Genomic DNA, 23,862 nt, shown 5'->3' on the forward strand with positions numbered 1-23,862 from the left:
TTCGCGGGGGGCAGGTCAGGATTTGCGAAGGGTGGCAGGCTTATGCCCAAGCGGCGAAGTGTTAAGAGTGCCGACGTCCGTGCGGCGGACGCCCATGTTCGCGCCCAGGACTACCTTGGTCAGCCAGATGTCTATCGGCTCCTCGTCGCGAGCAAGAAGGGCCGTCACGGTGTACGTGACCATCTCCTGATCCTGATGATGTTCCGCCATGGGCTGCGCGTCTCTGAGGCAATCGCATTGCGTCGGCAGGACGTCGATCTCGCACAATCGAGGGTTTGGATCGCACGGTTGAAGAACGGGCTTAGCGTCGAGCAGCCAGTCGCCGGTGATGAGCTGCGGGCGATCAAGCGCTGGCTCGCGCGGCGGGAGGATGCGCTACCCTGGCTGTTCGTCTCCGAGCGGAAGCAGCCGCTCACGCGACAGGCGGTCAATTACATTATCGGAACGGCTGGTAGTCGCGCGGGTCTTGGACATGTGCATCCCCACATGCTGCGTCATTCCTGCGGCTTTGCCCTGGCGAACAAGGGCCGCGACCTGCGGCTGATCCAGGATTACCTCGGGCACCGGGATCCACGGCATACCGCCCACTACACGAGAACCGCGGCGCATCGGTTCGACGATCTGTGGTAGGTAGATGATGCACCTGCTGCGAACAGCACGTAGGGCGGAAAGCGGACCTTCGCTGTAGACTGCGCCGACGTCGGCTGTCACAGAAAGCATACACTTACTACCGTAACCATTGGGTCCAAAAGCTTCCCACTCTTAAACGGGCAGCTCATACGGGGTTGGCTGTGCTGAAGCGCACTTGAAGCCCTCAACGCTTCTCGCTTAAAGATCGCTCAAGTCTGTTCACCCCAAGGAGCGCTGAATGCGTATTTCATTCAAGAAGTTTGCTAAAGCGAATGATGGTGAAATTGAAATTAACGACCTGACCGTCATATGTGGCCCGAATGGAACGGGCAAGACTTACACCAGTTACGCGGTGTACGGGGTGGTTCAGCATTTTAGCGAATTTTTTGACTACGAGATTTCGGACTCCGAGATCAATCGGCTTTTGGAAGGAACCCCCGTCACATTTAATCTAAGTGGAGAGGCTGCCTCGTTTGAGAAGCGTCTCATTGGTGCCTCAAATAGCTTCAAGTCAGGCTTGGATTCTTACTTCAGTGCTCCAGACGATTTCTTTACGGATTGCGAGTTTTCGTTCGAACTCAGAGAGGACGAGCTTCATCCTCTTGATGCGTTTAATCAGACAATCAACATTAAAAGGGTGGGCACCTTTGACCTTGAATCGTCAGAAGGTAGTGGAGATTTGCTTGTTGCGTACTCCGGGGCTTCCTCCGAGCGCGTGCCAAAGCAAATCATTAGAAGGATAATATCATCCGCAATATCCGATAGCCTTTTTGGTAAGTCTATTCCGGAACCGTTTGTTGTGACGTCCGAGCGTACTGGTGTTGCATTGTTCTACAAAGAGCTGGACGTCAATAGAAACGCCATCTTCTCCCACTTGGCGGCTGCGGAGAAAGTGGATCCAATTGATCTTCTCGGTTCTATGCAATCTCGGTACGCTAGGCCCATTAAAGAAAACATTGACGTTGTGCGCGATTACAGCACGCACAGCAAGAAGAAGAGTTTTATAAAGGAATCTCGCGAGAAGTTCGGGTACATTTTTGAGATGTGGAACGATCTAGTGGGAGGCACCTTTAAGGACGAAAATGATCTGCTGACTTTTAGCCCAAGGAAGCAGCGCGGAAAGCCCAAAGTCAATATTCCACTTTACATTGCCTCCTCCTCGGTGAAGTCTCTATTTCTGATTGATATGTATATAAACTACATAGCAAAAGAAGGGGGGCTCCTCATAATCGATGAGCCCGAACTAAATCTTCACCCTGATAATCAAGTAAAAATTGCCCGTTTAATCTCTAGGCTCGTCTCAGCAGGCGTGAAAGTCCTGGTTACGACGCATAGCGACTACCTTGTGCGGGAAATAAACAACCTAGTTACGTTGAGCAAAGAGACGACCAGCCAAAAAGCGATCATGGAACGTTATGGCTATAAGGATGAAGACCTTTTGAAGCCGAGTCAAGTTAATGCTTATTGCGCTACGCCCAAAGCAGGCCTAGTAAAAATGGGCATTTCAGATACCGGCATAGACACATCCATTTTTGACGACATCATCAATGTAGAAAATGAAAAAGCCCAAGATATATTTTACTCCGCGCAGGACTGATTAGATATGAGGAGAGCTTTTGGTGACCTGCTACGAGAAGAATTGTTCATTGAATACAATGAGCCGCTCAAAGAGGTGTTGGCGAAAGAGGAAAGCCCAGGAGCGCGCCTCAAGAAACTAAAAATAAAAAATGTCCCTACTGGAGCCTGCGCATTCCAACTCGACTTCACGCCGAGCGGGGAACTTAAGAAAACGCACGGAAAGGCATTTAAACAGCTATCTTGTCTGGTAAAAAGCGACCACAGTATCGCGAATAAGAAATGCGATATAGTAATTGCATATCCACAAAATGGTCGCCTGCACCTCCTGATCGCTGACATGAAGTCGGATAGCCCCAGTAAATCCTCTTGCAAAAAGCAGCTAAGAAACTCCGAACTCTTTGTGCAGTACCTTCTCTCTTTGTTGCGAGAGTATCATGGCGTGACAAGTGACTTCACAATCACAAAAGCCGTTTTTCAAACGAAGCGAGCTATCCTTGGTAAACCTGTGGCGCAGCAGAAGAACAAGCGGAAGCCTAGGTCCGACGAAGGCGTCTTTTTTATCGAAGTCCCTCTCGGCGGCAGGAACAACTCTAATGGCGTGGCGTCTCTTAATGACTTTTCATGACTGCGACGTACGCGTGAGAGCCGGACGAGGTCGATGTGTACTGAGAGAAGTCATCCACTGCACTTAGCTCGAACGGCAGCTTTGGGCCGAAAACTGTCCGGCGATGCTAGGGATCGCTCGATGCCGCGTCGCCCAGCCCTTTCCTGCGAAGCTGCAATGAACTCTGCTCGATCTGCTTTCGCATTCAGGAGCCTCTGATCGCTTCTTCTCATGCCGCCGGCTCGCGGATCGAAGCGGGGAGGATAGTAGACCGCTGTCTCAGGTAATTGCTGTAGTGCGGGGTACCGCCTGTAACGCTTCCAAACTACGGCAGCCTTGCTGTCTCAAAGGAAGAATTGTGGCCACTTGAGGAAGACTTCAGTGGCAATCAACAACCGGGAAAATGGTCGGAGCGAGAGGATTCGAACCTCCGACCCCCTGCTCCCGAAGCAGGTGCGCTACCAGGCTGCGCTACGCTCCGACCGTGATGGGGCAGGTACCCCCATGCGCGCGCGATTGCAAGCCCTTCTTAGCGACGCGGTGCGAACAATCTCTGAAGGACGGTCGATTTGGGGGCCGTCACCGTTTCGCTGCGCAGGCGCGACGTGGTGGCGGGGCGGTTCACCGACGCACCGCTGGCTTCGCGGATGACGATGTAGATGCCCGAGGCGATGATCACGCAGGCGCCCAGAAGGGTCGGCAGGTCCAGCGCCTCGCCAAAGAGGAACCAGCCATAGGCGGTGGCCCAGAGGATCTGGGAATACTGCATGGGGGCCACGATCGCCGCCTCTCCGGCGCGATAGGCGAGGATCACGAGGAAGCCGCCCATCAGGCCCAGACAGGCGATCACGCCGGCCAGGCCCAGATGCTGCAGCTCCATCGGGCGATAGGCGAAGGCGAGCGAGACCCCCGTCGCCATGAAGTTCCCCAACATCGGCCACATCATCAGCACCAGCGGCCGTTCGGACCGGCCGAGCCTGCGGATGGTCACCGCGGCGATGGCGCCCGCGAAGGCGCTGAGCAGCGCGGCCGCATGGCCCAGCTGCAGATCCTGCCCCGGGCCCGGGCGCAGGACGATCAGCACGCCCGACAGGCCGACCACGACCGCGGCCCACCGATGGATGCCGACCTTTTCGCCCAGCACCGGGATCGACAGGATGGTGATCAGAAGCGGCGTGGTGAACAGGATCGCATAGACCTGCGCCAGGGGCAGGGTCGAGAAGGCGAAGAACCCGCCCATCCCGGCCGCGATCCCGCAACCTGCGCGAAGCATCACCCACCAGGGGCTGTTCGGCCTCAGCGTGCCGGAATTGGGATCCCGCATCAGGATCATCGAGATCAGCGGGAAGGACAGCATCGAGGAGAAGAACAGGATCTGCAGCGGGGGATAGGTCTGGCCAAGCGTCTTGATGACGACGTCATGCGTCGCGAAGATCCCCATCGCAGTCAGCTGCAACAGGGCCCCCCTGACATTGGCCGGGACCATGGTTCAGTTTCCCTGCGACAGTGCCGCGACGATCAGGTCACCCATCTGCGACGTGCTGACGGGGGTGCCGCCCTCGGCGCCCATCAGATCCGCGGTGCGCACGCCATCGGCCAGCACCTTCTCGACCGCGGCTTCCAGCGCGGTGGCCGCCTCGATCTCGGCGAAGCTGTAGCGCAGCGCCATCGCGAAGCTGAGGATGCAGGCGATGGGGTTGGCCTTGCCCTGCCCCGCGATGTCGGGGGCGCTGCCATGGACGGGTTCGTACATGGCCTTGGGGCGGCCATTGGCCATCGGTGCGCCCAGGCTGGCCGAGGGCAGCATCCCCAGGCTGCCCGTCAGCATCGCCGCCGCGTCCGACAGGATGTCGCCGAACAGGTTGTCCGTCACGATCACGTCGAACTGCTGCGGGTTGCGCACCAGCTGCATCGCACCGTTGTCGGCATACATGTGCGACAGCTCGACATCGGGATATTCGTTGTCATGGACCCACTGCACCTCTTCGCGCCAGAGGATGCCGGATTCCATCACGTTCGCCTTCTCCATCGAGCAGACGCGGTTGTCGCGCTTGCGGGCCAGCTCGAACGCGGACCGGGCGACGCGGCGGATCTCTCCGCTGGTATAGCGCTGCGTGTTGATGCCCACGCGGCCGCCCTCGTTGTCGGAATTGTCGTCGGCATGGATGCCGCGCGGCTGCCCGAAATAGATCCCCGAGGTCAGTTCGCGGACGATCAGGATGTCCAGGCCCGCCACGACATCGCGCTTGAGGCTGCTGAAATCGGCCAGCGCGTCGAAGCACTGCGCGGGGCGCAGGTTGGCGAACAGGTCCATTTCCTTGCGCAGGCGCAGAAGGCCGCGTTCGGGCTTCAGCGCGAAATCGAGGTTGTCGTATTGCGGACCGCCCACGGCGCCCAGCAGCACCGCGTCCACCGATTGCGCCAGTTCCATCGTGCTGTCGGCCAGGGGGGCGCCGTACTTGTCATAGGCCGCACCGCCCACGACATCGTGGCTGACCTCGAATTGCATCCCGCGATTCGCCTTGAACCAGTCGACGACCTTGACCACCTCGGCCATGACCTCGGGGCCGATCCCGTCGCCGGGCAGGATGAGAAGCGAATAGCTGTCGGACATTTGGGCCTCCTTCTGAGCAGTAAAACGGTTAAGGGGCGCATCGGCGGGGGTCAAGATCACGCGCCCCCTCACGCAACCTTGCCTTGCACGGGACCGGGTTTCTGCCGAAGATCGCGCAGTCTTTGCGTAAGGGGACCGCGATGAAAAGCTGGGACATCTTCATGGCCGCCGCCCTGGTGGCGGGAATATCGCTCTGGGCGCATGACGTGATGGCGCAGCCGGCGCCCGACGGCGTGCCGGGCGACCGCCTTGTCGTGCCGCTGCCCGACGTGTCGTCCCTGCCCGAAGCCGAGGCCCGCGACCTGACGCGGAACCTGGCCGAGCTGAACGTCCTGACCGAGAACTGCGCCGGCCACGAGATCAGCGATGCCGAATGGCAGCTGATGACGGGCACGACCGACCGCCTGATCGAACAGCTCGGGCTCGACGCGCTGGATTACGACCGCGAATATTTCCGCCCCGCCTTCAGCGTGCTGGACGATCCCGAGAATTGCGACCGTGTCGAGGCCGAGACCCCCGACCTGATCGCCCGGCTGGAATCGATGGGCGGCAGCACCCGACCGATCACCCCCGGCCTGGCCCAGTCCGATGAAGCCCGGTCCGCAGAAGGCCAGTCCGCGGAAGGCCAGTCGGCGGAAGCCCCGCAGGACGAGGCCGCCCAGCCCTGAGCGCCACCCTGTTCGCGGTCGCGGGCTTGGTCTAGGATCGGGCGACCGAACGCGAACCCCCCACGAGGCCAGATGCCCGAAGCCCCGCTTATCGTTGCCCCCAACCTCAAGCGCCGGCTGTCGGGCGTGACCGCGACCGTGGTCCGGCTGATCCCGGTCCAAGCGCGGATGATCCCCATCGCCGCGACCGGGCCGGGCCTGCCCGATGGCATTCCCCACATCCCCCTGATCCGCGCAGCGACCCTGCCCCGCGACCGCTGGCGCGTCTGGCATGCGCGGCGCAACACGGAAATGGCCCTGGGGCTGGTCCTTCGCCATGTGCTGCGGCGGAAATACCGCCTGCTTTTCACCTCGGCTTCTCAGCGGCGGCACAGCGGATATACGCGCCGCCTGATCGCGTGGATGGACCGGATCGTCGCGACCTCGGCCAAGGGGGCGGGATACCTGGAACGGCCCGCGGACGTGATCCATCACGGCATCGATACGGCAGGCTTTGCCCCGCCCGACGACCGTGCAGCCCTGCGGGCACAGTTGGGCCTGCCCGCGGATCAGGTCCTGGTCGGCTGCTATGGCCGGATCCGCGAACAGAAGGGCACGGGCGATTTCGTCCGCGCCATGATCCGGCTGCTGCCCGACCGCCCCGGCGTCACCGCGCTGGTGATGGGCCGCGCCACCGAAAAGCACCGCGCCTTCCTGTCCGACCTGCAGGCGCAGGTGGACAAGGCCGGGTTGTCCGACCGCATCCGCTTCCTGCCCGAGGTAACGGTCGACCGGATGGCCGACTGGTACGGCGCGCTGGATCTCTATGTCGCGCCGCAGCGGTGGGAGGGGTTCGGCCTGACCGTCCTCGAGGCCCTGTCCTGCGGCGTGCCGGTCGTGGCCACCCGCGTCGGCGCGTTCGAGGAATTGCTGACCCCCGCGACGGGCACGCTGATCGCGCCTGACGATGCGCCCGCGCTGGACGATGCCGTCGCGCATTGGCTGGACGACGATGCGGCACGCGGCGCGGCGGCGCTTGCGGCGCGCGAACATGCGGTGACGAACCACGACATCTCGGTCGAGGCGGCGGCGCTCGTCGCGATATACCGCGAGATGCTGGCATGACGCGGGCCGGTTTCCTGCTGGCCCGCACCCTGCGGCGCGACGATGCGCTGATGCGGATGTCCCTTTCGCAGGCTGATCTGCTGGCCGAACTGCGCGGACGCCATGTGGCGCTGGTGGGCAATGCCCGTGCGCTGGCCGACAAGGACCAAGGCGCGCGGATCGACGCTGCCGATACCGTGATCCGCATCAACCGTGCGCCCATGCCGAGCGCCCGCAGCCACGGCACGCGCACCGACTGGCTGGCGCTGGCCACGCGATTGGACAATGCCGACCGCGCCCGCATCGCGCCGGGCCGCATCCTGTGGATGTCGCCCAAGCGCAAACGGCTGGACTGGACCAGCGCATCCTCGGACGGGTTCTATCTGCATCCCCTGGACGATTACCGCGCCTTGCGGGGCCGTTTCGCGGCCCCCCCGACCACGGGCGCAATGATGATCGAGCTGCTGATGCGTTCCGATCTGGCATCGCTGACGCTTCACGGCTTCGACTTCTTCGCCAGTCTCAGCCTGTCGGGCCGCCGCACCGCCGGGCAGGTGCCCCATGATTTTGCCGCCGAACGCGCCATGGTCGAGACCTTCATGGCCCAGGACGACCGTCTGCGCATCGCCTGACCTCCGCATGGGAACCGGCCGCGCAAGGCCACCGCGCAAGGATCGGGCCACCGGGGTCCCCTTTCGGGCAAGACCCTTTCAAACCTGCCGTGATTGCGGTAAATGCCATCGACCGCAGGAGAAGGAGTCCCCGCGAATGGGCTATAAAGTCGTCGTCGCCGGTGCCACGGGTAATGTGGGCCGCGAAATGCTGAACATCCTGGACGAACGCCAGTTCCCCGTCGATGAGATCGCCGTGCTGGCCTCGCGTCGCTCGCAGGGCACCGAGGTCAGCTTCGGCGACAAGACCCTGAAGATCCAGGACATCGACCAGTTCGACTTCACCGGCTGGGACATGGCCCTGTTCGCCATCGGATCGGACGCCACCAAGAAATACGCCCCCGTCGCCGCCAAGGCCGGCTGCGTCGTGATCGACAACAGCTCGCTCTATCGCTACGACCCCGACATCCCGCTGATCGTGCCGGAAGTGAACCCCGAGGCGATCACCGGCTACTCCAAGAAGAACATCATCGCGAACCCCAACTGCTCGACTGCGCAGATGGTCGTCGCGCTGAAGCCGCTGCATGACCGCGCGCGCATCAAGCGCGTCGTCGTCTCGACCTACCAGTCGGTTTCCGGCTCGGGCAAGGACGGCATGGACGAGCTGTGGAACCAGACCAAGGGCATGTACGTGCCGGGTCAGGAGGTCGAGCCCTCGAAATTCCAGAAGCAGATCGCCTTCAACGTGATTCCGCAGATCGACGTCTTCATGGAAGACGGCTCGACCAAGGAAGAATGGAAGATGGTCGCCGAGACGAAGAAGATCGTCGATCCCTCGATCAAGGTCACCGCGACCTGCGTCCGCGTGCCGGTCTTCGTCGGCCATTCGGAAGCCATCAACATCGAGTTCGAGGACTTCCTGGACGAGGACGAGGCCCGCGACATCCTGCGCGAGGCGCCGGGCATCATGGTCGTCGACAAGCGCGAACCCGGCGGCTACACGACGCCCGTCGAATGCGTGGGCGATTTCGCGACCTTCATCAGCCGCATCCGCCAGGACGGCACCATCGAGAACGGCCTGAACATCTGGTGCGTCAGCGACAACCTGCGCAAGGGCGCGGCGCTGAACGCGGTCCAGATCGCCGAACTGCTGGGCAACAAGGTCCTCAAGAAGGGCTGAACGGCCATTCGACCGAAATGAGAAAGGGGCGGCGAGGGTTCACCTTGCCGCCCCTTTTCATTCGCGATGCAGGTTGGTCAGACCGGCGTCCAGCGGGTGCCGTCGCCCGTCGCCTGGACCAGCGTGCCGTCGGCGATGTCGTGGATCAGCCCGTGCAGCGTCAGGGTGCCCGCCTCGACGGCCTCTTTGACGAAGGGGAAGGTCAGCAGGTTCCGGATCGAGGTCATCACCGCCTCGCGCTCCAGGGCGGGGACCTGCTGATCCTCGGGCAGATCCTTCACGCGCTCGTATCCGGGGCGCAGGATGTCCATCCAGCGGCCGACGAAGCTGGTCGCCTCGTCCATCTCGGGGGCGTGGCCGGAACACATCGCGTGGCAGCCCGCGACGCCGCCGCAGCGGGTATGGCCCATCACGATCAGATGCGTGACCTTCAGCGCCGTCACCGCGTATTCCACCGCGGCCGAGGTGCCGTGCTGCTGGCCGTCGGGGGCATGTGCCGGAACCAGGTTGGCGATGTTGCGATGGATGAAGAACTCGCCCGAATCCGCGCCGAAGATGCTGGTGACGTGGACGCGGCTGTCGCAGCACGAGATCACCATGGCGCGGGGGCGCTGCCCCTCTTCGGCCAGCCGGCGATACCATGCGTGATTTTCGGAATGGATGGTGGCCTTCCACCCCTCGTAGCGCTTGACCAGATATTGCGGCAGCGGAGACAAATCGTTCATCTTGAAACCTCGCTTTCTGGGCTGCGTGATACGCCGCCGATCCGGAAAATTCGAGAGTTATTCCGCTGCCGGGTCAAGCCTTTCTTCACCGCGACCGACCATCCTCGCCCCCAGACGAAACACCGCCGGAGGCATGAATGGCAAAGATCGCGGCGCTTGCGGTATCCGAACCCGTCCGGGTGGACGGACGCCGGATCGCGGATATCGAGGCGAAGATGGGCGAGGGCGCGGCACATGCGGTGATCGGGTTGGTGCTGGAACAGCTGGCATGCCTGCTGACGGATGCCGATGCCGCCCTGAGCGAGGGGCGGCTGCCCGACGCCCTGCCCCTGGCCGAGCGGATGTCGCGGCTGTCCTGGCAGATCGGCCTTCTGTCGCTGGCGGGCGTCGCGATGGATCTGGGGGCGGCGGGTGCCCGCGCGGACGGCCCCGCGCTGGCCGCGATCCATGCGCGGTTGATGCGCGTGGGCAACCGGTCGCTGACCGCGATCTGGGACCGGACGGCGATGGCGTGACGGGTTGCGGGCGCCCCTGCAGGATGTAGGCTGCGGGCGAACTGCAAGGATATCCGTCATGACGCCCCAATTCGCCCCGTCCGATGCAACGACCCTGCCCCTGTGGCTGATCTGGTCCGGCGACGACCTGCCCCCCGAGGCCGGCAGCTGGCCCGCAGCAACGGGATTTGCGGGACAGGCGGGCCAGATCTGCCTGCTGCCCGATGCGGACGGGGGGCTGCGCGGCGCATTGATGGGCTTGGGCGATCCCGCCCGCGCCGATCGCGAGCGTTTCCAGATCGCGCGCGCCCATGCGCTGCCCAAGGGCGACTGGCATCTTGCGAATGCGCCCGCGGGGCTGGACGCCGATGCGCTGGCGCTCGGCTGGCTGCTGGGGCAGTACGGGTTTACCCGATATGCCGGGACACCCAAGGACGGCCCGCGCCTGCGCTGCCCCGAAGGCGCCGATGCGGAACGCGCCATCGCGATCGCCTCGGGCGAATTCCTGACCCGCGACCTGATCAACACCCCCGCCTGCGACATGGGCCCCGCGCAGCTGGAGCAGGCCGCCCGAGATCTGGCGACCCGCATCGGCGCGCGGATCGAGGTGACGACCGGGCAGGCGCTTCTGGACGGCAACCTGCCCCTGATCCATGCCGTGGGTCGCGCGGCCGAGGCCGAGCCCCGCCTGATCGACATCCGCATCGGCGATGACGGTCCGATGCTGACCGTGGTCGGCAAGGGGGTCTGCTTCGACACGGGCGGCCTGAACCTCAAGCCCGGCGCCTCGATGGGGCTGATGAAGAAGGACATGGGCGGGGCCGCGACCGCATTGGGGCTGCTGTCGATGCTGGCCGATACGGGCGCGCTGCGCGGCATCCGCCTGCGCGTGCTGATCCCGGCGGTGGAAAACAACGTCGCGGGCAACTCCTTCCGCCCCGGCGACATCCTGACCAGCCGCAAGGGCCTGACGGTCGAGGTGAACAACACCGATGCCGAAGGCCGACTGGTCCTGGCCGATGCGATGGCGCTTGCGGCCGAGGAGAACCCCGACCTGATGATCTCGCTTGCGACGCTGACGGGGGCGGCGCGGGTCGCGCTCGGGCCGGATGTGCCGCCGTTCTACTGCGACGACGACGCGACCGCGCAGGCGATCCAGTCCGCGGGCATGGAGGCGGGCGATCCGGTCTGGCGCATGCCGTTCTGGAACCCCTACGAGTCCATGATCGAGCCCGGCATCGCGGATCTGGACAACGCGCCTTCGGGGGGGATGGCGGGGTCGATCACTGCCGCGCTGTTCCTGCGCCGCTTCGCGGAAGGAGCCGCGCGATACGCGCATTTCGACATCTATGGCTGGCAGCCCTCGGCCATGCCGGGGCGGCCCAAGGGCGGTGTCGGGCAGGCATCGCGCGCCATTCTGGCGGCGTTGCCGCGGATCATGGGCTGATCCAATGGACCGCCGCCTGACCCCCGCGACCGACCGCATTGCCCTGAACAGCCTGCGCGGCAGGTTGGACGCGCCCGCATGGACCGACGGACATGCCGCCCGCGTCACGAAACCCGTGACCGACCTGCTGGCCCGACCAGACGGCCCGCGCGACCGTCAGCTGATCTTCGGCACCGACGTCACCGTGATCGAGGATCGCGACGGCGCAAGCTTCGTGCAATCCGCCGACGGTTACTGCGGCTGGATCGCGACCGAGGCGCTGCAGGCGGACCTTCCGCAGATCACCCATCGCGTCACGGCGCTGGCGACCCATGTCTATCCCACGCCCGACATGAAGCGGCGCGAACTGGGCGCCCTGCCCCACGGCGCGCGCCTGTCTGTCACCGCGATACAGGGGCGCTTTGCCGAACTGGCGGGCGGCGGCTTCGTCCCGCTGCAGCATGTGGACGCGATGCTGGAACACGACCCCGTCGATGTGGCGATGCGATACCTCGGCGTCCCCTATCTGTGGGGCGGCAACAGCGCATGGGGGATCGACTGTTCGGGCCTTGCGCAGGCAGGTCTGACGGCCTGCGGCATTCCCTGTCCGGGCGACAGCGACCTTCAGCGGCAGGCATTACCCGAAACCGACCGGATCCGGCGCGGGGACCTGCTGTTCTGGCCGGGCCATGTCGCCATCGCCATGTCCGAGGAGATGATGATCCACGCGACCGCATGGCAGATGTCCGTCATCACGGAAAACATCGCCGACGCGATCGCGCGGATCGATGCCGCGGGCGAAGGACCATTCCTGGGCGCCCGCCGCCCCTCTGACGGTATCAGAGGTTGAAGACCCGTTCCGGCTGGACCATCCCGCCCTGGTAGCGCCCGATGCAGACCGGGCCTGCCGCATCCGACACCCAGACCAGATCGCCCCAATCGGCGCCGCCCGTCACCTCGCCCGGATTGCCGTTGCGGATGCGGATCGCGCCTTCGGTGGTCGCCCGCAGCATCGGCAGATCGGCAAGGCCGGTCTCCAGCGGCAGAAGCTGACCTTCCAGCCATTCCTGGGCCTCGCGGTCGATCCTGGCGAATTCGACGCCGTTCTCGGCCTCGAAGGGGCCGGACCAGGTGCGGCGCAGATGCGCGACATGGCCAAGGCATCCCAATTCGCGGCCCAGATCGCGGGCGATGGACCGGACATAGCCGCCCTTGCCGCAGACCATCTCCAGGCGCGCGGTATCGGAACCGGCCTCGTTCAGGAACAGGCTCTCGACCCAGAGGGCACGGGCGGCCAGCTCCATCTCCACGCCCTCGCGGGCCAGGTCGTAGGCGCGTTCGCCCTCGACCCGGACGGCGCTGTAGGCGGGCGGAACCTGCATGATGTCACCGGTGAATTTCGGCAGCGCCGCGCGGACCTGATCCTCGGTCGGGCGCATGTCCGACTGGCGCAGCACCTCGCCCGAGGCATCGTCGGTCGTCGTCTCGGACCCCCAGTTGACCGTGAAGTCGTAGCATTTCAGCGCATCGGTCACGATGGGCACGGTCTTCGTCGCCTCGCCCAGGGCCACGGCCAGAACCCCCGTCGCATCGGGGTCCAGCGTGCCCGCATGGCCCGCCTTCTTCGCGTCCAGCGCCCAACGGACCTTGGCCACGACCGAGGTCGAGGTCACGCCCGCGGGCTTGTCCACGATCAGCCAGCCATTGATGTCGCGGCCCTTCTTGCGTGCCATGCCCGTTCTCCTGCAAATGGAAAGGCCGGGCAGATATCCGCCCCCGGCCATGCGGTCAACCTCGGGTGTCAGCCGGGCGCGCCCACCAGGCCGATGATCGGCCCCATGCTGCGCCCGAAATCGGCACGGTTCACGTCCGGCGCGAACAGCCGCGATATCGACCCGTCGAAATACAGCGCGTCGCGCACGCCCAGGCCGTCGCGGAACAACCGCCCGAATTCGTGAAAGGTCACGGGCCTGCTGGAAATCGCGAAAAAGGCCGTCTGCCCGTCCGGCGACACGCCCACCCCGTTGCGGATATAGCGGCTGTCGCTGTCCACGAGGAATCGCGGATGCAGTTCGCCGTCGATCACCAGCATCGGCCCCGACTGGGTCGCAAGGCGGCATTCCGGCCGATCCTCGGCGAAGCTGCGCGATTCGATCACCCGGAACGGCCTGTCGCCGCCCGTGCAGAAGACCCCGTTGGGCAGCATCCCGAAATTGCCGCCGCCACCACCCGTGACGATGCCCGATTCCTCGTGGCCATCGATCACCAGAAGGCCCACGGGGCGGTAATCGGGGTGGAACATGCCCGCATTCATCGCGAAGGCCAGCGATTGGCCGTCATCCAGCGTCGCGCGGACATTGGCGAAGTTGCGCAGCGGTCTGCCGTCGGCCCCGTCCTGCCACAGCCGCAGCGCGGGTTCCTGCGCGGCCTCGACTCGGCACAGGACATAGCCCTGTCCGTCATGGTCGACGCGTTCGCAGGTCTGGGCACCGGCGGGGATGGCAAGCGCCATCACCATGCCCACCGCCACACCCAGGCGGCGCGACAGTTCAGTCCACATCGTCTTCGTCGAAACCGGGGGCGACGTCGGAATCGGTCTCGACATCGCGGCGGACGCGTTCGTCGTCGAACATGCGGCGCGTCTCGTCCATGCGGTCGAAGGTCTCGTCCAGCTGGAAGCGCAGCTGCGGGGCGTATTTCAGCGACATCTCCTTCGAGACGAGGTGACGCAGCTCGGCCGAATTGCGGCGCAGGGCCTTCAGCGCATCCTCGGCGTCGTAACCGCCCAGGGGCAGCACGAAGGCCGTCGCCACCTTCAGGTCCGGCGAGGTGCGGACCTCGCCCACCGTGATGGAATGCCGGTTCAGATCCGGGTCGTGCACATCCGCGCGCAGAAGCACGTCGGACAGGGTGCGGCGGATCAGTTCGCCCACCCGCAGCTGACGCTGCGACGGGCCCTTGCCATGAGAGAAGCGGTTCTGTGCCATGCGCTCCGATGTAGGGGGTCGCGGGGCGGGCCGCAACGGGCTATCACACCGGCAAAGGCGCGAAAGGACCCCGAGATGAGCGATATGCACAACACCGACCAGCCGAACCGCCCCGGGATCGTCGTGACGGGCGCGTCGGGACGAATGGGGCAGATGCTGATCCGCCTGATCCTGGACCACCCCGAGGTGCGGCTGGCAGGCGCGCTGGAACGCCCCGGCCACGACTGGATCGGGCGCGACATCGGCAGCTGCATGGGCGGCGCCGAGGCCGGCGTCGCGGTGACCGACGATGCGGTCGCGGCCATCGCGCAGGCACAGGCGGTGATCGACTTCACCGCGCCGGATGCGACCCTGGCCTTTGCCGAACTGACCGCGCAGGCGCGTGCGGTCCATGTCATCGGCACCACGGGCCTCGAGGATCGCCACCTGGACGCGCTGAAGGCCGCGGCCCGCCATGCCCCCATCGTGCGGGCGGGCAACATGTCGCTCGGGGTGAACCTGCTGGTCGGGCTGACGCGCAAGGTGGCAGCCGCGCTTGGGACCGACTGGGACATCGAGGTCGTCGAGGCCCATCACCGCCACAAGGTCGACGCACCGTCCGGGACCGCGCTGATGCTGGGTCAGGCAGCGGCCGAGGGCCGGGTCGCCAGCCTGTCGGATCTGCGCACCCCCGCGCGCGAAGGCATCACCGGCGCACGCGAGACCGGCAGCATCGGCTTTTCCGCCATTCGCGGCGGCGACGTGGTGGGCGAACATGACGTGATCTTCGCGACCGAGGGCGAACGCATCGTCCTGCGCCATCTTGCGACCGACCGCGCGATCTTTGCCCGTGGCGCCATCCGTGCCGCCATCTGGGGGCAGGACAAGGGGCCGGGCGAATACGACATGAACGACGTTCTGGGCCTGTGATCCCATGTCGGTGCGCCTGATCGCGAACGAGGGACTGACCGCGGGGCTGGCGCGCATGATGGCCGCGGGGTCGCGCCCCGGCGATACCGTGCTGCTGGACGGGCCGGTGGGCGCGGGCAAGACCCATTTCGCCCGCGCCTTCATCCGCGCCCGCCAGGGCGATCTGGCCGAGGACGTGCCCAGCCCCACCTTCACGCTGGTCCAGACCTATGACGACCCGATGGGGACCGAGATCTGGCACGCCGATCTCTATCGCCTGACCGACCCCTCCGAACTGGACGAGCTGGGCCTCGATGAGGCCATGTCGGACGCGATCTGCCTGATCGAATGGCCCGACCGGCTGGAGGCCCTGCCGGTTGGCGCGATGACCATCGCCATCGGCCCCGCCCCCGATCCCGACCTGCGGGTGATCGACCTGGCCTTCGCGGGCGCGGACCGCATCGCGCAGCGCGCGGCCTTCGTGGCGCAGGCGGGCTGGTCGGATGCGCGGGTGACGGTCCTTGCGGGCGATGCGTCCTCGCGGTCCTTCTTCAGGCTGCATCGGGGCGACGACAGCGCGGTCCTGATGGACGATGCGGCGGGCGATATCGCGCCCTTCCTGCGCATGACCGACTGGCTGCGCGAACGCGGTCTGGGTGCGCCCGCGATCATCGCGCATGATCCCGACCTGCGCCTGATGCTGGTCGAGGATCTGGGCGACGACCTGGTCGCCCGCGTGATCGAGGACCGCCCCGATCTTGCAGGGATCGTCCACGACCGCATCACCGACCTGCTGGTGCAGATCCAGTCCCATGTGCCGCCGCGCTTCGTCAGCCCGCTGGACGGCGCGGCCATGGCCAATCTGACGGCGCTGTTCGTCGAATGGTATCCTGGTGCCGATGCCGCCCCGGACCTGCCTGCGATCGTCGCGCGGCTGCATGAGGATCTGGCCGGCGGTCCGCCCGTCCTGTCGCTGCGCGATTTCCATGCCGAGAACCTGATCTGGCGCGATGCCGCCCCCCTCGGGCTGATCGATTACCAGGATGCGGTGGCCGCGCATGCGGCCTATGACCTCGTCTCGGCGCTGCAGGATGCCCGCCGCGACGTGGACCCGGAAACCGAGGCCCGCCAGATCGACCGCTTCCTTGCCGCCACGGGGCATGACGGCGACGCGTTCCGCGCGGCCTATGCGCTGATCGGCGCCCAGCGCGCGCTGCGCATCCTGGGCGTGTTCTGCCGCCTTGCGCTGCGCGACGGCAAGACGCGGTACCTGGATTTCATGCCCCGCGTCTGGGCGAACCTGCAGCGCGACCTGGACCACCCCGCCCTGGCGGACCTTGCCCGCGCGATGCAGCCCATCGCCGCCCCCACCCCCGAATTCGTCGAAAGGATCCGCGCCCGATGCCAGCCCTGATGATCTTCGCCGCGGGCTTCGGCACGCGGATGCGCCCCCTGACCGACGATCGCCCCAAGCCCCTGGTCGAGGTCGGTGGCCGTACCCTGCTGGACCGCGCGCTGGAGATGGGCGCCGAGGCGGGCGCCGCGCCGGTGGTGGTGAACACGCATTACCTTGGCGCGCAGGTCGCCGATCACCTGGCGGGCCGCGACGTGGCGATCAGCCCCGAACCCGACCTGATCCTCGATACCGGGGGCGGGCTGCGCCGCGCGCTGCCGATGCTGGGCGCGGGGCCGGTCATGACGCTGAACCCGGACGTCGTCTGGTCGGGGCCGAACGTGCTGAAGGCGCTGCAGGCGGCATGGGACGGCGACCGGATGGACGCGCTGCTGGCGCTGGTGCCCGTCGCGCGGGCCACGGCGCGCAAGGGGGCGGGCGATTTCGCGATGGACGATGCGGGGCGCATCGCGCGGCAGGGCGATCACGTCTATGCCGGGGCGCAGATCATCCGGCCCGAGGCGCTGCACGACATTCCCGATCAGGTCTTCTCGTTGAACCTGCTGTGGGACCGCATGATTGCCGATGGCCGCGCCTTCGGAATGGTCCATCCCGGCGGCTGGTGCGATGTCGGTTACCCCGAAGCCATTCCCATGGCCGAGGCCCTTCTGGATGCGTGAACCCTTTCGCGGGCTCTATTCCCTGCCGCCGGGCGTCGATTTCGCGACCGAGTTCGTGCGCGGCCTGCGCGACCGCATGGCCGATTTCCCGCCCGAGGAGATGGCCCGCGTCACCGTCTATGCCAACGCGTCGTCGACCCTTGGCGCGCTGCGCCGGGCCTTCGACGCGGCAGGCCCCGCGATCCTGCCGCGGCTGCGGTCGGTGACATCGCTCGAACCCGGCCCCGCGCTGATGCCCGATCCGCCGCAGGCCCCCCTGGCACGCAAGCTGCAGCTGGCACGGCTGATCTCTCAGCTGCTGAAGCTGCAGCCGGATCTGGGCGCCGCGCATTCGATCCCGGTTCTTGCGCAGTCCTTGTCCGACCTGATGACGGAAATGCAGACCGAGGGGCTGGACCTTCAGGCGCTTCTGGACATCGACACCGGCGATCATGCGCGCCACTGGCAGAACGCGCTGCAATTCATCCGCATCGCCGCCGATTTCCACCTTGCCACCCCCTGGGCCGACGCCGCGGGCCGTCAGCGTGCCGCCGCCATCGCCGCCTGCGAGGATTGGGCCGAGGGTCGCAACCTGCCCGACGGGCCGGTGATCGTCGCGGGCTCGACCGGATCGCATGGCGCGACAAGGATGTTCATGGAGGCCGTGGCCCGCCTGCCGGGCGGCGCGGTGGTCCTGCCGGGCTTCGACGACCACCAGCCCGATCAGGTCTGGGACGGCCTGGGCGATGCGTCCGACGATCACCCGCAATCGCGCTTCGCCCCCCTGATGCGCCGGGTGGGGCGTCCGCGTCCCTGGACCGACACGCCCCCGCCATCGGCGGATCGCAACCGTCTGGTCTCGCTTGCGCTGCGGCCCGCGCCCGTGACGGATCAGTGGATCGCCGAGGGTCCGTCCCTGCCCGACCTGATCGCCCCCACCGAGGCCCTGACCCTGATCGAGGCCGACCAGCCCGGCCAGGAGGCCGAGGCCGTGGCCCTGGTCATGCGCGACGCGGCCGAACACGGGCGCGACATCACGCTGATCTCGGCCGATTCGGGGCTGATCCGGCGGGTCTCGGCAGCGCTCGACCGTTGGCACATCCGGCCCGACGACAGTTCGGGCCAGCCGCTGTCGCTGACCCCGCCGGGCCTGTTCCTGCGCCAGATCGCGCAGCTGTCGGGCGAGGCGCTGACCATCGACCGCCTGCTGATCCTGCTGAAGCACCCACTGACCGCGACCGGATCGACCACGATCGGGCGCAACGACATGCTGCGCCTGACGCGCGACCTGGAACTGCACCTGCGCCGGAACGGCCCCGCATTCCCCGATGCGGCAACCCTGCAGGACTGGGGCGACCGGGGCGACGCGCTGCGCAAGACCTGGGCTGGTTGGCTGGCCGCCATGCTGGACCGCATGGCCCCCCTTGCCCGCGACCGCGCGCCCCGCCCCTTGCCAGACCGGCTGGCCGATCTGGTGGACCTGGCCGAGGCGCTGGCCGCCGGCCCCTCGGGCGATCCGGCGGCTTCGCGCCTGTGGCAGGACAAGGCCGGGCGCTGCACGCTGGACGTGATGCGCCACCTGCGCGAACACGCCCCCCACGGGCCCGATTTCGGCCCCGCCGACCTGTCGGCGCTGCTGGCCACCGAATTGCAGCGCAGCGCCGTCCGGGAAGATGTCGCAAGCTTCCACCTGCTGCGCATCCGCGGCACCCGCGAGGCGCGGCTCTATGGTCACGGCACGGTCATCCTGTCGGGCCTGAACGAGGGCGGCTGGCCGCAATCGCTGTCGCCCGACCCCTGGCTGTCGCGGCAGATGCGCATGGCGGCGGGCCTGCCGGTCCCCGAACGCCAGATCGGCCTTGCGGCGCACGACTTTCAGCAGGCCATCGGCGCGGACCGCGTGTTCCTGACCCGCGCACGCCGCGATGCCGAGGCCGAGACCATCCCCAGCCGCTGGCTGAACCGCCTCGTGAACCTGATGGGCGGCCTGCCCGACCGCAACGGCCCGCAGGCGCTGGCCGCGATGCGGGCGCGGGGTGCGGAATGGCTGGCCATGGCGCAGGCCATCCAGCGGCCCGTGGCGCAGGTGCCGGGGGCGCTGCGCCCCTCGCCCATCCCGCCCGCGCCGGCATTCGCGGAACTGCCGGTCACCGACATCTCTCACCTCATCCGGGACCCCTATGCGGTCTATGCCAAGCGCGTGCTGGGCCTGCGCCCGCTGCCGCCGCTGCGCCCCGAACCCGATGCCGCCCTGCGCGGCCAGGCGCTGCATTCCATCGTGGAACACCTGCTGAAGACCAAGCCCCTGCCCGACACCCCGCCCGAGGTGCTGAAGGCTGCCTTCCTGCAGGTCGCGGACCAGGTGCTGGAGCGCGAGGTGCCCTGGCCCGTGGCCCGCGCCTTCTGGAAGGCCCGCATTCACGGCATCGCCGACCGCATCGTCGCGGACGAACTGGACCGCCTGTCGCAGGGCGAACCCGTCGTGATCGAGAATCGCGGCCGCGTGGACCTGCCGGCTCTGGGCATGGTCCTGACGGCCAAGCCCGACCGGATCGACCTGCTGCATGACGGGCGGGCGATGATCTACGACTACAAGTCCGGATCGCCCCCGACCGACAAGCAGATCGAACATTTCGACAAGCAGCTGATGCTGGAGGCCGCGATGGCACGGCGCGGCGGCTTCGACGCATTGGGGCCGGTGGACGTGGCGGGCATCGCCTATATCCAGCTGGGCGGCGAAGGGGCGACCGCCGCCCGCACCCATGACGCGGAAATCGAGGGGCGGAACTGGGACGGCTTCGTGGATCTGGTCACGACCTATCTGGCGGGGAATGCGGGCTTCACCGCGATGCGCGCGCCGCAATCGGTCAGCTATGCGGGCGATTACGATCACCTGGCGCGGTATGGCGAATGGTCGCTGACCGATGCCGCAACCCCGCGAAAGGTGGGCGATCATGGATGAGGCCACGCTGAACCAGATCGGCGCGGCCGATCCCCTGCGCACGACATGGCTGACGGCCAATGCGGGGTCCGGCAAGACCCGCGTGCTGACCGACCGCGTGGCGCGGCTGCTGCTGGGCGGGACCGCGCCGGAACGTATCCTGTGCCTGACCTATACCAAGGCCGCCGCGACCGAGATGCAGAACCGCCTGCTGGCGCGCCTTGGCCGATGGGCCATGCTGCCCGAGGATGCGCTGCGCGAGGAACTGGCATCCCTGGGCGAGGATCGCGCCCCCGACCTGCCCGAGGCGCGGCGCCTGTTCGCCCGCGCGATCGAGGCACCGGGCGGGCTGAAGGTGCAGACGATCCACAGCTTCTGCGCGGCGCTGCTGCGGCGCTTCCCGCTGGAGGCCGGCGTGCCGATGGGCTTTGCCGAACTGGACGACCGCAGCGCCCGCGCCATGCGCGCCGAGATCCTGGAGGACATGGCCGAGACCGGCCACCCCGCCATGGGCGACCTGACCGCGCTGGTGGGCGGCGACGGGCTGGACGGGTTCCTCGGTTCGTTCTCCGAGGCCGATTTCGCCGCGCCCCCCGATGCCGACGCGATCCGCGCAGCGATGGGCGTGCCGCCGGGCATGACGCAGGACGCGCTGCTGGCGCAGGTCTTCGACGGCAACCAGGGCGATCTGTTCGACGCGATCCTGCCGGTCATGGCCAAGGGCGGCGCGACCGATGCGAAGATCGCGCAGAAGCTGGGCACGGGCAATTGGCGCGATCCGGGCCAGCCGGAACTGGCCCTGCTGGTCGATCAGTTCCTGACCGGCGCCAAGACCAAGGAGCCCTTCACCGCCAAGATCGGCAAGCTGCCGACCAAGGGCCTGCGCGAAGGCCCCTGCGGGCCCTTCATGGACGAACTGGACGACCTGATGCTGCGCGTGCAGGAGGCCCGGCTGCCCGCGCTTGGCCTTGCGCAGGCGGAACGCACGCTGCGTCTGCACCGCTTCGGCCATGAATTCACGCAACGCATGGCCCGGGCCAAAGCCGCGAATGGCTGGCTGGATTTCGACGACCTGATCCGCCGCACGGCCCAGTTGCTGGGCGAATCCAGCATGGCGCAATGGGTGCTGTGGCGTCTGGACGGCGGCATCGACCACATCCTGGTCGATGAGGCGCAGGACACCAGCCCCGAGCAGTGGCGCGTGATCCGCCGCCTGACCGATGAATTCACCAGCGGCGACGGCGCGCATGACCGGCCCCGCACGCTGTTCGTGGTGGGCGATCCCAAGCAGTCGATCTATTCCTTCCAAGGCGCCGACATCGCCGTCTTCGAGGATATGCGCGACCGCTTCGGCCACGATTTCGCCGCCGTCCAGCAGCCCATGCAGACGCGCGGGCTGGCCCACAGCTTCCGCTCCTCGCCCGCGATCCTGACCCTGGTCGATGCGGTCTTCCAGGGCAAGGCCGCGCAGGGCCTGGGCGATCCGCCGCGCCACGTGGCCTTCCGCAGCGCCATGCCGGGGCGCGTGGACATCTGGCCCGCCCTGCCCAAGCCCGACAAGCCCGAGGCCGCCGACTGGACCAGCCCCGTCGATGCCCCTGCCGATAACGACGCGGATGTCGAACTGGGCCGCCTGATCGCGGGCCGGATCGCGGACATGCTGGGCCAGCCCATCCTGGACGGCAAGACGGGCCAGCCCCGCGCCATCCATGCGGGCGACATCCAGATCCTGGTGCAGCGCCGCGGATCCCTGTTCGAGGCGCTGATCGGCGCGCTGAAATCGGCGGGCCTGCCCGTGGCGGGGGCGGACCGGCTGCGCCTTGCGGCCGAACTGGCCGTGCGCGACATCACCGCCACCCTGTCGGTCCTTGCCACCCCCGAGGACGACCTGAGCCTTGCCGCCGCCCTCAGATCGCCGTTGTTCGGCCTGTCCGAGGATGATCTCTATCGCCTGTCGTCGGGCCGCAAGCGGGGCGAGTTCCTGTGGGCGCGGCTGCGCAATTCGGATCACCGCGCGGTCTGGGACGTGCTGGCGGACATGGCGGACCATGCCGACTATCTTCGCCCGCACGACCTGATCGCGCGCCTGCTGACGCGCCATGGCGGGCGGCAGGCGCTGCTGGCCAGGCTGGGCGCCGAGGCCGAGGACGGCATCGACGAGCTGATGTCCCAGGCCCTGGCCTACGAACAGGTGGAAACGCCGTCGCTGACGGGCTTTCTCGTGTGGCTGCAGGGCGACGATGTCGAGGTGAAGCGCCAGTTGCCCGGCGGATCGGGCGGGCTGATCCGGGTGATGACGGTGCACGGGTCCAAGGGCCTCGAAAGCCCCATCGTGATCCTGCCCGAAACGCAGAAGCGCCGCCCCTCGAACATGCAGAAGACGGTGCGCATGGGCGACATGCCCGCATGGCGCGGGGCCGCAACCGAGCGCTGCGATGCCGTGGCCGATGCCGTGACCGATTGGGAACGCCGCCAGGAAGAGGAACGCCGCCGCCTGCTCTATGTGGCGATGACGCGGGCCGAAAGCTGGCTGATCGTGGCCGCTGCGGGTGACACCGGCGAAGGGCTGGACAGCTGGCACTCGATGATCGCGGAAGGCGCGGCGACCGCCGCCCTGCCCCGCGCCCCCATCGAGATCGAGGGCCTGGGCATCGGGCTGCGCCTGTCCTTCGGCGACTGGCCGGACGGCACGGTCGATCCGCCCACAGCGCCCCTGCCCCCGCGCGCCGCACCCGACTGGGCGCACCGCCTGCCGCCCCAACCGCCCGAATACCGATCGCCCGTTGCCGCGACCGCCCTGGGCGGGGCCAAGGCCCTGGCCGCGCCGAGCGACGGCGATCGCGACGCCGCGATGCTGCGCGGCACGCGTCTGCATCTGCTGCTGGAACACCTGCCCCACCATCCCGCGCCCGGCTGGCCCGATATCGCCCGCGCCATCCTGTCGGGGGCCGAGGGCGGGCTGCCCGACCCCGAGATGCTGGACGAATTGCTGAGCGAAGCGCAGATCCTGATCACCGCACCCGACCTGGCGCAGATCATGGACCCCGGCCAGGATGCGAATGTCCTGTCCGAGGTGGCGCTGACCGCGCCCCTGCCCGGCATCGGCACGCTGAACGGCGTGATCGACCGGCTGATCGTCACCGCGGATCGCATCCTTGCCGTCGATTACAAGACCAATGCCGAAGTGCCCGCCACCCCCGAGGCGACGCCCCTGGGCATCCTGCGTCAGATGGCGGCCTATCGCGCGGCGCTGACCGCCATCTGGTCCGACAGGCCGGTCGAGGTGGCGGTGCTGTGGACCACGACGCGCAGCGTGATGACCCTGCCGGGTGCGCTTCTGGACGGCGTGATGCGCGACCTGGCCGGGTCTTGACCGAAGGG

General features: G+C 66.8%; 21 protein-coding genes and 1 tRNA gene. 15 read left to right on the forward strand and 7 right to left on the reverse strand.

The features are described from left to right. The 3 genes from KO490_RS05845 to KO490_RS05855 all read left to right on the forward strand — a co-directional run. Window positions 1-630: tyrosine-type recombinase/integrase (locus KO490_RS05845; RefSeq protein WP_216018475.1), on the forward strand; the 630-nt coding region annotated here is incomplete at its 5' end. 238 nt (window positions 631-868) lie between these two features. Further along, window positions 869-2,227: an ATP-binding protein gene (locus KO490_RS05850; RefSeq protein WP_216018476.1), complete on the forward strand. Its 1,359-nt coding sequence runs from the start codon at window positions 869-871 to the stop codon at window positions 2,225-2,227. A gap of 6 nt (window positions 2,228-2,233) precedes the next feature. Next, window positions 2,234-2,833, forward strand: a complete 600-nt coding sequence (locus KO490_RS05855) for a hypothetical protein (protein WP_216018477.1) — start codon at window positions 2,234-2,236, stop codon at window positions 2,831-2,833. Window positions 2,834-3,216: 383 nt separating this feature from the next. Here the strand turns inward: KO490_RS05855 and KO490_RS05860 are convergent. The 3 genes from KO490_RS05860 to leuB all read right to left on the reverse strand — a co-directional run bounded on the left by KO490_RS05860 (window position 3,217) and on the right by leuB (window position 5,426). Beyond that, window positions 3,217-3,293, reverse strand: a tRNA-Pro gene (locus tag KO490_RS05860). A gap of 48 nt (window positions 3,294-3,341) precedes the next feature. Beyond that, on the reverse strand, window positions 3,342-4,298 hold the full coding sequence (locus KO490_RS05865; protein WP_216018478.1) for a DMT family transporter: 957 nt from the start codon (window positions 4,296-4,298) through the stop codon (window positions 3,342-3,344). Between the two features lie 3 nt (window positions 4,299-4,301). Next, window positions 4,302-5,426 carry a 3-isopropylmalate dehydrogenase gene (leuB, locus tag KO490_RS05870; protein ID WP_216018479.1) on the reverse strand — a complete coding sequence of 375 codons (1,125 nt, stop codon included), beginning with the start codon at window positions 5,424-5,426 and terminating at the stop codon, window positions 4,302-4,304. Between the two features lie 140 nt (window positions 5,427-5,566). Here leuB and KO490_RS05875 point away from each other — a divergent pair, with 140 nt between their 5' ends. From KO490_RS05875 to KO490_RS05890, 4 genes are all read left to right on the forward strand, one after another. Continuing rightward, window positions 5,567-6,094: a hypothetical protein gene (locus KO490_RS05875; RefSeq protein WP_216018480.1), complete on the forward strand. Its 528-nt coding sequence runs from the start codon at window positions 5,567-5,569 to the stop codon at window positions 6,092-6,094. A 72-nt stretch (window positions 6,095-6,166) separates the two neighbouring features. Further along, window positions 6,167-7,198 carry a glycosyltransferase family 4 protein gene (locus tag KO490_RS05880; protein ID WP_216018481.1) on the forward strand — a complete coding sequence of 344 codons (1,032 nt, stop codon included), beginning with the start codon at window positions 6,167-6,169 and terminating at the stop codon, window positions 7,196-7,198. Next, window positions 7,195-7,809 (forward strand): glycosyltransferase family 29 protein, encoded by a 615-nt coding sequence (locus tag KO490_RS05885; RefSeq protein ID WP_216018482.1) that lies wholly within the window; start codon window positions 7,195-7,197, stop codon window positions 7,807-7,809. The genes KO490_RS05880 and KO490_RS05885 overlap by 4 nt, the downstream gene beginning before the upstream one ends. Before the next feature lie 136 nt (window positions 7,810-7,945). Continuing rightward, window positions 7,946-8,968 (forward strand): aspartate-semialdehyde dehydrogenase, encoded by a 1,023-nt coding sequence (locus tag KO490_RS05890; protein ID WP_216018483.1) that lies wholly within the window; start codon window positions 7,946-7,948, stop codon window positions 8,966-8,968. A 77-nt stretch (window positions 8,969-9,045) separates the two neighbouring features. Here KO490_RS05890 and KO490_RS05895 read toward each other — a convergent pair whose 3' ends face one another. Then, on the reverse strand, window positions 9,046-9,693 hold the full coding sequence (locus KO490_RS05895) for a carbonic anhydrase (RefSeq protein WP_216018484.1): 648 nt from the start codon (window positions 9,691-9,693) through the stop codon (window positions 9,046-9,048). Window positions 9,694-9,830: 137 nt separating this feature from the next. Here KO490_RS05895 and KO490_RS05900 point away from each other — a divergent pair, with 137 nt between their 5' ends. The 3 genes from KO490_RS05900 to KO490_RS05910 are packed head-to-tail and all read left to right on the forward strand — an operon-like array spanning window position 9,831 to window position 12,463. Continuing rightward, window positions 9,831-10,208, forward strand: a complete 378-nt coding sequence (locus tag KO490_RS05900; protein WP_216018485.1) for a hypothetical protein — start codon at window positions 9,831-9,833, stop codon at window positions 10,206-10,208. A 58-nt stretch (window positions 10,209-10,266) separates the two neighbouring features. Beyond that, entirely contained in the window at window positions 10,267-11,634 is a 1,368-nt protein-coding gene (locus KO490_RS05905; protein ID WP_216018486.1) for a M17 family metallopeptidase, read from the forward strand. A 4-nt stretch (window positions 11,635-11,638) separates the two neighbouring features. After that, window positions 11,639-12,463: a C40 family peptidase gene (locus KO490_RS05910; RefSeq protein ID WP_216018487.1), complete on the forward strand. Its 825-nt coding sequence runs from the start codon at window positions 11,639-11,641 to the stop codon at window positions 12,461-12,463. Here the strand turns inward: KO490_RS05910 and truB are convergent. The 3 genes from truB to rbfA form a co-directional block, all read right to left on the reverse strand. Continuing rightward, window positions 12,453-13,346 carry a tRNA pseudouridine(55) synthase TruB gene (gene truB, locus KO490_RS05915; RefSeq protein WP_216018488.1) on the reverse strand — a complete coding sequence of 298 codons (894 nt, stop codon included), beginning with the start codon at window positions 13,344-13,346 and terminating at the stop codon, window positions 12,453-12,455. The two genes, KO490_RS05910 and truB, sit on opposite strands and share 11 nt — an antisense overlap. A 68-nt stretch (window positions 13,347-13,414) precedes the next feature. Further along, window positions 13,415-14,173 (reverse strand): phosphodiester glycosidase family protein, encoded by a 759-nt coding sequence (locus KO490_RS05920; RefSeq protein ID WP_216018489.1) that lies wholly within the window; start codon window positions 14,171-14,173, stop codon window positions 13,415-13,417. Continuing rightward, complete coding sequence (rbfA, locus tag KO490_RS05925) at window positions 14,163-14,600, reverse strand: 30S ribosome-binding factor RbfA (protein ID WP_216018490.1); 438 nt, start codon at window positions 14,598-14,600, stop codon at window positions 14,163-14,165. The genes KO490_RS05920 and rbfA overlap by 11 nt, the downstream gene beginning before the upstream one ends. Before the next feature lie 84 nt (window positions 14,601-14,684). On the opposite strand from rbfA, the gene dapB reads away from it, so the two are divergent. The 5 genes from dapB to addA are packed head-to-tail and all read left to right on the forward strand — an operon-like array spanning window position 14,685 to window position 23,854. Then, window positions 14,685-15,509, forward strand: a complete 825-nt coding sequence (dapB, locus tag KO490_RS05930) for a 4-hydroxy-tetrahydrodipicolinate reductase (protein WP_216018689.1) — start codon at window positions 14,685-14,687, stop codon at window positions 15,507-15,509. 4 nt (window positions 15,510-15,513) lie between these two features. Then, window positions 15,514-16,902: a tRNA (adenosine(37)-N6)-threonylcarbamoyltransferase complex ATPase subunit type 1 TsaE gene (gene tsaE, locus KO490_RS05935; RefSeq protein WP_216018491.1), complete on the forward strand. Its 1,389-nt coding sequence runs from the start codon at window positions 15,514-15,516 to the stop codon at window positions 16,900-16,902. Continuing rightward, the gene (locus KO490_RS05940) at window positions 16,890-17,561 is read left to right on the forward strand and encodes a nucleotidyltransferase family protein (RefSeq protein ID WP_216018492.1); all 672 of its coding nucleotides are present in this window, start codon (window positions 16,890-16,892) and stop codon (window positions 17,559-17,561) included. The genes tsaE and KO490_RS05940 overlap by 13 nt, the downstream gene beginning before the upstream one ends. Continuing rightward, window positions 17,554-20,502 (forward strand): double-strand break repair protein AddB, encoded by a 2,949-nt coding sequence (addB, locus tag KO490_RS05945; protein ID WP_216018493.1) that lies wholly within the window; start codon window positions 17,554-17,556, stop codon window positions 20,500-20,502. Before KO490_RS05940 ends, addB begins: the two co-directional genes overlap by 8 nt. Next, window positions 20,495-23,854, forward strand: coding sequence for a double-strand break repair helicase AddA (gene addA / locus KO490_RS05950; protein WP_216018494.1), 3,360 nt, complete (start codon window positions 20,495-20,497; stop codon window positions 23,852-23,854). Before addB ends, addA begins: the two co-directional genes overlap by 8 nt. Window positions 23,855-23,862: the final 8 nt, after the last annotated feature.

The organism is Paracoccus sp. C2R09 (assembly GCF_018860625.1).
Taxonomy (GTDB): Bacteria; Pseudomonadota; Alphaproteobacteria; order Rhodobacterales; family Rhodobacteraceae; genus Paracoccus.